This window comes from Micromonospora sp. (assembly GCF_048594385.1).
Classification (GTDB): domain Bacteria; phylum Actinomycetota; class Actinomycetes; order Mycobacteriales; family Micromonosporaceae; genus Micromonospora; species Micromonospora wenchangensis.
The window spans coordinates 1-6,944 of sequence record NZ_JBMDWU010000496.1; the positions used below are offsets into that span (position 1 = coordinate 1).

At 73.0% G+C, this 6,944-nt stretch carries 7 protein-coding genes; 4 read left to right on the plus strand and 3 right to left on the minus strand.

All coding sequences use genetic code 11. The annotated features are described in order from the left end of the window. Positions 1–108 precede the first annotated feature (108 nt). Positions 109–864: a M23 family metallopeptidase gene (locus ACOJTC_RS26765; RefSeq protein ID WP_420118962.1), complete on the minus strand. Its 756-nt coding sequence runs from the start codon at positions 862–864 to the stop codon at positions 109–111. A 355-nt stretch (positions 865–1,219) separates the two neighbouring features. Further along, positions 1,220–1,936: a M23 family metallopeptidase gene (locus ACOJTC_RS26770; protein ID WP_204924940.1), complete on the minus strand. Its 717-nt coding sequence runs from the start codon at positions 1,934–1,936 to the stop codon at positions 1,220–1,222. Between the two features lie 385 nt (positions 1,937–2,321). On the opposite strand from ACOJTC_RS26770, the gene ACOJTC_RS26775 reads away from it, so the two are divergent. The 3 genes from ACOJTC_RS26775 (at position 2,322) to sucD (ending at position 5,308) form a co-directional block, all read left to right on the plus strand. Further along, a complete protein-coding gene (locus ACOJTC_RS26775; RefSeq protein WP_420118958.1) occupies positions 2,322–2,726 on the plus strand; it encodes a cobalamin B12-binding domain-containing protein in 405 nt (134 codons plus the stop codon). Positions 2,727–3,239: 513 nt separating this feature from the next. After that, complete coding sequence (sucC, locus tag ACOJTC_RS26780) at positions 3,240–4,418, plus strand: ADP-forming succinate--CoA ligase subunit beta (RefSeq protein WP_420118959.1); 1,179 nt, start codon at positions 3,240–3,242, stop codon at positions 4,416–4,418. A 2-nt stretch (positions 4,419–4,420) separates the two neighbouring features. After that, a complete protein-coding gene (gene sucD / locus ACOJTC_RS26785; RefSeq protein WP_420118960.1) occupies positions 4,421–5,308 on the plus strand; it encodes a succinate--CoA ligase subunit alpha in 888 nt (295 codons plus the stop codon). 67 nt (positions 5,309–5,375) lie between these two features. Here the strand turns inward: sucD and ACOJTC_RS26790 are convergent, their stop codons facing one another. Further along, positions 5,376–5,633: a hypothetical protein gene (locus tag ACOJTC_RS26790; protein ID WP_145921668.1), complete on the minus strand. Its 258-nt coding sequence runs from the start codon at positions 5,631–5,633 to the stop codon at positions 5,376–5,378. A gap of 156 nt (positions 5,634–5,789) precedes the next feature. On the opposite strand from ACOJTC_RS26790, the gene ACOJTC_RS26795 reads away from it, so the two are divergent. Next, positions 5,790–6,944 (plus strand): DUF6350 family protein (locus ACOJTC_RS26795; RefSeq protein WP_420118961.1); only part of this gene is annotated, 1,155 nt, incomplete at its 3' end.

Here is a 6,944-nt window from a genome sequence, read left to right on the forward strand (position 1 = left end):
CCCCCCCTGGGGGGGGGGGGGCGGCCCCCCCCCCCACCAACCGCTGTGGGGCGCCGCCGCGGGGCCGGGGCGGGGGGGGGGCGGGGCGGGCCCCGTCGGCGGTACGGCTCAGCAGGCCACGTCGATGCCCCGGGCGCGCAGGAACGGCGCCGGGTCGATCTGGTTCCACATCTGCCCCTGGTGCACCTCGAAGTGCAGGTGGGGGCCGGTGGAGTCGCCGGTGGAGCCCTCGTAGCCGATCACCTCGCCGACGCCGACCCGGTCACCGACGGCGACCTTCACGCTGCTCTGGTGGGCGTAGTGGGTCAGGTAGCCGTTGCCGTGGTCGATGAAGACCGAGATGCCGTAGCCGTCGCCGACGTCGCCGGCCTTGACGACCGTGCCGGCGGCGGCGGCGCGGATCGGGGTGCCGGCCGGCAGGGCGAAGTCGATGCCGGCGTGCAGGGTGCCCCAGCGCTGCCCGTAGCAGGAGGTGACCTGCGCTCCGGCCATCGGGATCACCCAGGACGGCTTCGGCTTCGGCGTGGTCGCCTTCCTGGCGGTGGCCTTCGGTTTCGCGGCGACCTTCGGTTTCGCGGTGGCCTTGCGGGTCGCCGTGGCCGTCGGGGTGGGGCTGGCGGTGGTGGGGGTCGGCCCGGCGGTGGGGCTGGCCGGGGCGGCCGACTCGCGGGCGGACCGGTCGGCGCGGGCGGCGGCCTCGGCCCGCTCCCGGGCGTCGAGCGCGACGGCCGCCGGTTCCGTGGCGTCGTCCCGGTCGAGGGTGGTGACCGTGGCGACCCCGGTCAGGCCGAGGCCGACCAGCGCGGCGACGCCGACGGCCAGGGTGCGTACGCCCCGCGGGTGACGCCGTCGGTGCCGGACCACGACGGCGGAGATCCGGGCTCCGGGGCCGGTGCGGGTGGACTTCTGGTCGCGGGTGGTGCCGTCGTCCGGGCGGTTGTTGTCTTCCAGCACGGTGGACCTTCAACTACTCAGGGGGTTTCGGACCCGGACCATCCTGGGTGTCGAAGTGCGCCGGGCCGGGTAGGGGTACCAGCCGGTAACCCGGATGCCCCGGCGCCCTGCCCGGCTATGTCCCGCCGGGGTGGCGTCTGACCTGTTGCGCGGGAGGACCCTGACGTGCCCTCGGTCACACTGCGGAGTGTGACGCAGCAGACTTGGCCACAAACGAAACCGCCCGGATCCGTAGATCCGGGCGGTGAACAGGCGTTACCGAGCGTCAGGAAGCGGCTGCTTCGGTGTAGTACGCCTCCACTTGCAGCTTGATGTCCACTCCGCGCTCCTGGAGCCACGGCACCGGGTCGAGGGGCTGGCCCTTGACATGGACCTCCAGGTGCAGGTGCGCGCCGTAGGAGTGGCCGGTGTTGCCGACCAGCCCGAGCTGGTCACCCGCCTTCACCTGCTGGCCCTCGTGCACGCTCACCGCCGAGGAGTGGCCGTAGATGGCCTCGCTGCCGTCGGCGTGCTGCACGATCACCGCGTAGCCGTAGCCGCCGAACCAGCCGGCCTTGGTGACCGTCCCGGAGTGGATGGCCACGTAGGGGGTGCCCTCGGGCGCGACCAGGTCGATGCCGGTGTGCAGCTTGCCCCAGCGCATGCCGTACGGGGAGTTGAAGTCGTAGCCCTGCATGGGCAGCAGCCACGGGTCCTGCTCGCTGACGCCCGGCTGGCTGTCCCGGGCGTCGTTGCGGGTGGCCCGGTCGGCGGCGTCGGCGCGGGCGGCGGCGTCCTGGCTGGTGATCGAGGCCTGCCGCAGCTCGTCGAGGACCGACGGGCTGACGCTCTTGGCGTCCGGCATCGCCCCCGCGCCGAGCGCGACGATCCCGGCACCGACGAAGGCGGTGGTCACGACCGCCGCGTAGCGGCTCCGTGGGGGGGTGGGTACACGGCGACGGCCGCGATATCTATCGGGCTCAGACGACAGGCGCTGGCGCACGCACACCCTCCGTTGTCGGGGATCCGATGCAACCTCCGACCGATCGGTGCAGCCGCCCCGACGATCGTTGATCGCGTCATCACCCGTCCGTGGACCTGATGACAACCGTGGACACGTTAGCCCTCCGCCGCTCCGGTCACAAGCGTGGCCCCCGGATCGGCGATTCGTTCTGCCCCTTTCCGTCCATCATTGTCATAGCTCCAGACGCCGGACGGCTGTCCCTCTTCCTGCCCGTTCGTCGCGCACAGTGACCGATCGGCGGAGGCGTCCGGCTTCCTGGGGGCGGGCCGGGACGGTAGGGGTCCGGCCCGGGTTCTCCACACCCGGTGGGCCGGGTTACCGTTCGTTCAGCTGGTAGCCGCGGAGCCGTGAAGGGTGTGCGCTGATGAACTCTCGTATCCGGGTAGTCGTCGCGAAGCCGGGCCTCGACGGCCACGACCGGGGTGCCAAGGTGGTGGCGCGTGCCCTGCGTGACGCGGGTATGGAGGTCATCTACACCGGCCTGCACCAGACCCCGGAGCAGATCGTCGAGACCGCCATCCAGGAGGACGCCGACGCGGTCGGCCTCGCGGTGCTCTCCGGCGCGCACATGACGCTCTTCCGCCGGGTGCTGGAGCTGCTCGCCGAGCGGGACGCGCGGGACGTGGTCGTCTTCGGCGGCGGCATCATCCCCGACGCCGACATTCCCGAGCTGGTGGAGATCGGCGTCAAGAAGATCTTCACGCCGGGCGCGACCACCCAGTCGATCGTCGAGTGGGTCCGCGCCAACGTGGCCCAGCCGGTCGCCTGACGACCCCCGGGTGCGCCGCACCCGTCCGTACGCCGACGGTGGTGGGCCGGTTTCCGGCCGCCGCCGTTTCGTCGTGCCGTGACCCCGACGGCGGCCGGGGTGGCATCAGGCGGGAGGGCTTTTCGAATCCGGGCAGGGTGAAGGGCCGGACGCACCCCTCACACGCCCGGCCCTTATATGCACGATGCCCCGCCGCCACCCCTCGACCGACAGGGCATCGGCCGCTCCCGTCTTCGCGCTGATCAGCGCTCCGACATCAGACTCAACGACGCCCGTACGGTGGGGTTACGCGTTACGTGGGACAACCTGTGGACCGATCTGTGCCACCGGCGAGTCGCCGACGGCGCGCTGTGCATTACCGCACACCGCGCACCCGCTCGGTTGCCGCCGGTGCCCACCTCGCTAGGCTGCGGCCAATGGCCTGTTTCAACTGATGACAGGCGTCAACGGAGTTTCCACAACGCTGGCGGCGGCGCGACGGCGCGCCGCGGAGACGGGACGGGACGCGCAATCGTGGACCTGTACGAGTACCAGGGGCGGGACCTGTTCGAGCGGCACGGCTTGCCCGTGCTCGCCGGCGGCGTCGCCACGACCCCGGAGGAGGCCCGCGCGATCGCCGAACGCCTCGGCGGCCGGGTGGTCGTCAAGGCGCAGGTGAAGGTCGGCGGCCGAGGCAAGGCCGGCGGCGTCAAACTGGCCGAGGGCACCGACGAGACGGTGGCCAGGGCCACCGACATCCTCGGCATGGACATCAAGGGGCACACCGTCCACAAGGTCATGATCACCGTGACCGCGGACGTGGCCGAGGAGTACTACTTCTCCTACCTGCTCGACCGGGCGAACCGCACCTTCCTCTGCATCGCCAGCGTGGCCGGCGGCATGGACATCGAGCAGGTCGCCGCCGAGACCCCCGACAAGGTGGTCAAGGCCCCGATCGACGCCGTCAAGGGCGTGGACGAGGCGAAGGCCCGGGAGATCGTCGACGCGGCCGGGTTCCCGGCCGAGGTCGCCGACCAGGTCGTGGCGGTCGCGGTGGGGCTGTGGAAGGCGTTCGTCGCCGAGGACGCCACCCTGGTCGAGGTGAACCCGCTGGCCAAGACGGGCGACGGCACGCTGCTGCTGCTCGACGCCAAGGTCACCCTGGACGAGAACGCCGGCTTCCGGCACCCGGACCACGAGGCCCTGGTCGACCAGGCCGCGGTGGACCCGCTGGAGCAGGCCGCCAAGGAGAAGGACCTCAACTACGTCAAGCTCGACGGCGAGGTCGGCATCATCGGCAACGGCGCGGGTCTGGTCATGTCCACCCTCGACGTGGTGGCCTACGCGGGCGAGCGGCACGGCAACGTCAAGCCCGCCAACTTCCTCGACATCGGCGGCGGCGCGAGCGCCGCGGTGATGGCCAACGGCCTGGAGATCGTGCTCTCCGACCCGTCGGTGCGCAGCGTCTTCGTCAACGTCTTCGGCGGCATCACCGCCTGCGACGAGGTCGCCAACGGCATCATCCAGGCGTTGGCCCTGCTGGAGGAGCGCGGCGAGAAGGTCACCAAGCCGCTCGTGGTCCGGCTCGACGGCAACAACGCGGAGGCCGGTCGGGCGATCCTCGACGGCGCCGGGAACCCGCTGGTACAGCGGGTCGACACCATGGACGGCGCGGCCGAGCGGGCCGCCGAGCTGGCAGCTGCGGGGGTCTGACGATGGCGATCTGGCTGACCAAGGAATCCAAGGTCATCGTGCAGGGGATGACCGGCTCCGAGGGTTCCAAGCACACCCGGCGGATGCTCGCCGCCGGCACCAACGTCGTCGGCGGGGTGAACCCGCGCAAGGCCGGCACCACCGTCGACTTCGACGGCACCGAACTGCCGGTGTTCGCCTCCGTCGCGGACGCGATGCGGGAGACCGGGGCGGACGTCACGGTGATCTTCGTCCCGCCGCAGTTCACCAAGGGCGCGGTGGTCGAGGCGATCGACGCTGGGATCCCGCTCGCCGTGGTCATCACCGAGGGCGTGCCGGTGCACGACACCGCCTCGTTCTGGGCGTACAACGTGGCCAAGGGCGAGCAGACCAGGATCATCGGGCCCAACTGCCCCGGCATCGCCTCGCCGGGCGCGTCCAACGCCGGCATCATCCCGGCCGACATCACCGGCTCCGGCCGGATCGGCCTGGTCAGCAAGAGCGGCACGCTGACCTACCAGATGATGTACGAGCTGCGCGACATCGGCTTCTCCACCTGTGTCGGCATCGGCGGTGACCCGATCATCGGGACCACCCACATCGACGCGCTCGCCGCGTTCGAGGCCGACCCGGACACCGACGCGATCGTGATGATCGGCGAGATCGGCGGCGACGCCGAGGAGCGGGCCGCCGAGTTCATCAAGGACAACGTCACCAAGCCGGTGGTCGGTTACATCGCCGGCTTCACCGCGCCCCCCGGCAAGACCATGGGGCACGCCGGCGCGATCATCTCCGGCTCGGCGGGCACCGCCGAGGCCAAGCAGCAGGCGCTGGAAGCGGTCGGCGTCAAGGTCGGCAAGACCCCGACCGAGACCGCCAAGCTGATGCGGGAGCTGATGTCCGGCCGCTGAGCCGGTGGCCCGCACCCGGGCTGACGACGTACCGACGCAGGGGGTCGACCGGAGACGGTCGGCCCCCTCAGTTGTTCCACAGCGGATAGGTCCCGCTGGCCCGCCAGATCGCCGTGCCGATGATGTTGATCACGCCGAACGCGATGGCCAGGTAGCCGAGGACCGGCGACTGGCCGTACCGCTTGGCGTCGCGGATCGACAGGTAGCCGAAGACGATGCCCAGGATGCCGCAGCAGATCAGGCCGAGGACGATGCCGAGCACCCCCCAGAGCGTGGTGCGGTCCCGCCCGGCCGCGGCCGGTGGCGGTGGGTACGGAGCGTTCACGGCTTCCTCCGGGCGATCGGTGCCGCGACTTCGGTCGCGTCCCTGCGCCGAGGCTAAACCGGATCGGGGCCGCACGGCGGTGGATCACGGAACTCGCCGCCACCGGGTGGCCCCGACGGGCAGCCACCACCGGCGCGGCATGCCAGAGTAGAGCCGATGTCCTCGACCACCCCTGATCAGCCCCGCCGTCCCAGCGGTGCCCGCACCGGCAGGCCGCCCGGCCGTGCCGGCGGTGCCCGGGTGCCCGCACCCCGCCGGCCGGAGCAGTCCGGGCGCTCCCGGGCGCCGCTGCCCGTCGCTGCCGGGGTGGCCGCGGCCGGCGCGGCCGTCACCTCGTACCTGCCGGTGGCGGTGGTGCTCGGGTTGGCCCAGCTCAGCGAGGACGCCGGCTCGCTGGTCGGTGCGCTGCGCGCCGGGCTCGCCGGCTGGCTGCTCGGGCACGGCGTGCCGCTGGAGACCACCGCCGGCCGGCTCGGCCTCGTCCCGCTGACGCTCTGCGCGTTCGCCTTCTGGCGGCTAAGTCGGGCCGGGGTGCACGCCAGCCGCGCGGTCGGCGCGCGCGGCGGCCGGTCACCCCGGCAGGCGGCCACCGTCGCCCTCGCGGTCGGCACCGGGTACGCGGTGTTCGGTGTCCTGGCCGCGCTGCTGGTCGACAGCGCCGGCCTGCGGGTGTCCCCGGTCCGGTCCGGGCTGACCCTGCTGCTGTTCGGCACGCTGGCCGCCCTGGTCGGGGCGGCCCGCACCACCGCCGTCACCCGCCTGCTCGCCGACCGCGCGCCACCCGTGCTGCGCGACGGCGTCCGCACCGGCCTGGTCGCCGCTCTGCTGCTGCTCGCCGCCGGGGCGAGCGCGGCGGGCCTGGCGGTGGCGACCGGCGGGGGAGACGCCGCCGACCTGATCGGGGCCTACCGGACCGGGGTCGCCGGGCAGGCCGGGATCACCCTGGTCAGCCTCGCCTACGCGCCGAACGCCACCGTCTGGTCGGTGGCCTACCTGCTCGGCCCCGGGTTCGCCGTCGGCACCGGCACGGCGGTCCGGCTCAGCGAGGTCTCCGTCGGGTCGCTACCGGCCGTACCCCTGCTCGCCGGGCTGCCCAGCGGCCCGGTCGACGGGCTCGGCGCGGCGCTGCTGGCGGTGCCGGTGCTGGCCGGCATGACGGCGGGCTGGCTGCTCGCCCGCCGGCTGCTCCGTCCGGACGCCGACGAGTGGACCCCGCCGGCCTGGCCGGCGCTGCTCGGCCCGGCCGTGCTCGCCGGCCCGGTGGTCGGCCTGGTCGTCGGGCTCGCCGCGGCGGCCTCCGGCGGCCCGCTC